Origin of the sequence: Planktothrix sp. FACHB-1355, assembly GCF_014748295.1 — a bacterium.
GTDB lineage: Bacteria > Cyanobacteriota > Cyanobacteriia > Cyanobacteriales > Aerosakkonemataceae > Aerosakkonema > Aerosakkonema funiforme_A.
This window is the reverse complement of record NZ_JACJUP010000959.1, coordinates 1-2,757: the sequence shown is the minus strand read 5'-3', so window position 1 is coordinate 2,757 and position 2,757 is coordinate 1. Positions and strand designations below refer to the sequence as shown.

At 45.2% G+C, this 2,757-nt stretch carries 3 protein-coding genes; all 3 read left to right on the top strand.

Going from position 1 to position 2,757, the window contains the following annotated elements:
• Positions 1 to 36 precede the first annotated feature (36 nt).
• Genes H6S82_RS27525 through H6S82_RS27515 form a run of 3 tightly spaced genes read left to right on the top strand, consistent with a single transcriptional unit; the run spans position 37 to position 2,371 of the window.
• Positions 37 to 783, top strand: a complete 747-nt coding sequence (locus tag H6S82_RS27525) for an ATP-binding cassette domain-containing protein (RefSeq protein WP_190464781.1) — start codon at positions 37 to 39, stop codon at positions 781 to 783.
• Positions 780 to 1,433 carry an ABC transporter permease gene (locus tag H6S82_RS27520; protein ID WP_190464782.1) on the top strand — a complete coding sequence of 218 codons (654 nt, stop codon included), beginning with the start codon at positions 780 to 782 and terminating at the stop codon, positions 1,431 to 1,433. Before H6S82_RS27525 ends, H6S82_RS27520 begins: the two co-directional genes overlap by 4 nt.
• Positions 1,430 to 2,371 (top strand): glycine betaine ABC transporter substrate-binding protein, encoded by a 942-nt coding sequence (locus tag H6S82_RS27515; RefSeq protein ID WP_190464783.1) that lies wholly within the window; start codon positions 1,430 to 1,432, stop codon positions 2,369 to 2,371. The genes H6S82_RS27520 and H6S82_RS27515 overlap by 4 nt, the downstream gene beginning before the upstream one ends.
• The last annotated feature ends 386 nt before the right edge of the window (positions 2,372 to 2,757 follow it).

Genomic DNA, 2,757 nt, shown 5'->3' with positions numbered 1-2,757 from the left:
CCCTAGCCCCTAGCCCCTAGCCCCTAGCCCCTACTGATGCCCCAGAATAACGCGATCGCTGTCGAATTCAGCGAAGTCAGCTACAGCTTAAACCGCCGCCCTTTAGTATCCGATCTCAATTTCTCCATCCAAAGTGGCGAAATCTTGGTATTGTTGGGGCGCAGCGGTAGCGGTAAGACAACCACAATGAAGCTCATCAATCGCCTGCTGACACCAACTTCAGGTGAAGTGCGCGTACAAGGAATGAGTACGGTGGAATGGAATCCGATTAAGTTGCGGCGACAAATCGGTTATGTAATTCAAGAAACTGGATTATTCCCCCATTTCAACGTTGAACGCAATGTGGGATTAGTGCCAAGCTTAGAAGGTTGGAGTCGCGATCGCATTCATCAGCGCGTATTTGAATTACTCCATTTAGTTGGATTAGATCCCCAAGTATTTGCAACTCGCTATCCCCACGAACTCTCCGGCGGACAGCGACAGCGCGTCGGCGTCGCCCGCGCACTAGCAGCCGATCCGCCGCTGCTGCTGATGGACGAACCCTTCGGCGCACTCGATCCGATCACGCGGGTGGAATTGCAAAGAGAGTTTCGCCGACTGCAACAAGAATTGGGTAAAACAGTTGTGTTTGTCACCCACGATATCCAAGAAGCATTTGTTTTAGCATCGCGAATTGGTTTAATGGCAGAAGGACGCTTGGTGCTGTTGGGGACAAAGGAAGAATTTTTGCGATCGCCACAACCAGAAGCACAAGCTTTTATGGAATGTTTGCCAAAACTATGAAAGATTTTTTCTTATTTCGTTACGGTTCGGAAATTTTATCGCACACTGGCGAACACATATTTCTGGTGGGAATTTCGATTGCGATCGCGACACTCCTGGGCATTCCCCTTGGCATTCTCATTACCCGTCAACCAAAACTCAGCCCAGCGATTTTAGGTTTGGCCAACATCATGCAAACCATTCCCAGTCTGGCGCTATTTGGCTTTCTGATTTCCATCCCGCCACCCATAGGGGGAATTGGTGACACCCCAGCAATTGTCGCCCTGACTTTGTATTCCCTTTTGCCCATCATCCGCAATACTTACGTAGGGATTAGCAACGTCGATCCTGCAATTCGAGAAGCTGGACGCGGTATGGGAATGACCGATCGAGAACTACTATTTCAAGTAGAAATTCCCTTGGCAATGGGTGTGATTTTGGCGGGAGTGCGCGTCGCGACAGTGATCGGTATCGGTATCGCAACCATTGCTGCGGCGATCGGTGCTGGAGGTTTGGGTGTATTTGTGTTTCGAGGTATCTCGGTAGTCAACAATCAACTGATTCTGGCCGGTGCAGTTCCCGCCGCAGTCATAGCGATCGTCGCCGATTTGGCGATCGGTTGGTTGGAAAATCGCTTAACACCAACTGGCGCAAGGAAAAATGAAAAATGAAACAAAAAATATTTTTGGTATTGTGCCTTTTGGTTTTAACTTTGACGTTAGCGATCGGCAGCTGCACCCCCAAAGTCAGCAACAATCGTGCCGATATCGTTATCGGCGCTAAAGATTTCACCGAACAAGAAATTTTAGCCGAAATTTTAGCCCAACAAATCGAAACAGAAACTAATTTAAAAGTTGACCGTCGCTTTCGTTTGGGATTTACCTATGTTTGTCACAAAGCACTTTTAGCAGGTCAAATCGATGCTTATGTCGAATATACGGGAACAGCCTTCACTGGTGTTTTGAAACAGAAACCGATTAGCAATCCCAAAATTGTTTATCAGCGTTTGCAACAAGCCTACGCCAAACAGTTTGAATTAGAGGTAATGCCATCGCTCGGATTTGAAAATACTTTTGCTATAATTATACGCGGTAAAGATGCGAGAGATTTGAATATTCAAACACTTTCCCAAGCTATAAAGTATACACCGCAATGGCGAGGCGGATTTGGCTACGAATTCCTAGAACGCGAAGATGGATTTCCCGGATTGGCTAAAACCTACAATTTACAGTTTGCCAAATCACCCCGCGTGATGGATTTAGGATTGATGTATCGAGCGCTAATCCAAAAGCAAGTCGATATGGTAGCTGGGAATTCAACTGATGGGCAAATTGCGCGGTTGGATTTAGTCGTTTTAAAGGATGATAAGCATTATTTTCCTCCCTATGAAGCCGTTCCCATTGTCCGTTCTGCAACTTTGAAAAAATATCCCCAATTGCGTCAGGCAATTCAGCAACTAGACGGTCTGATTTCGGCAGACGAAATGCGAAAATTAAACTATTTAGTTGAAGGAGAACTCCGAGATGTCAAAGATGTGGTGCGAGAATTTCTCGAAATCAAAATGCGATTGGGAAGCGTGCCAAGTGATAAAATAACTACAAGTTACTAGGGTGCGTTACCCAATGGTGAATGAGATAATTTGGGAATTTGGATTAGATTTGTAATAATAAAAACTAATTTAATAGTAGGGTAGATTAGGCACAGTTGACGCTAGGAAACCCAACACTACAATTCTCTAGTTTTCGTAGGTTGGGTTGACGCTAGGAAACCCAACACTTTGTTGAGTTTCGCTATCGCAAGAACCCAACCTACAATTTTCTATAATTTTGTCCGCTCCACCCGAAAAGTAATATTGAGCTATTATATTTAATTATTGATGTTAATATTAGCATAGCTCGGCTGAAATTTATGAAAACCAATACACTCAAGACGATCTTCACACCCATTCGGGCTTTTATTCTGGGACTTGCTATTAGCAGCAGCAGCGTACTCGCC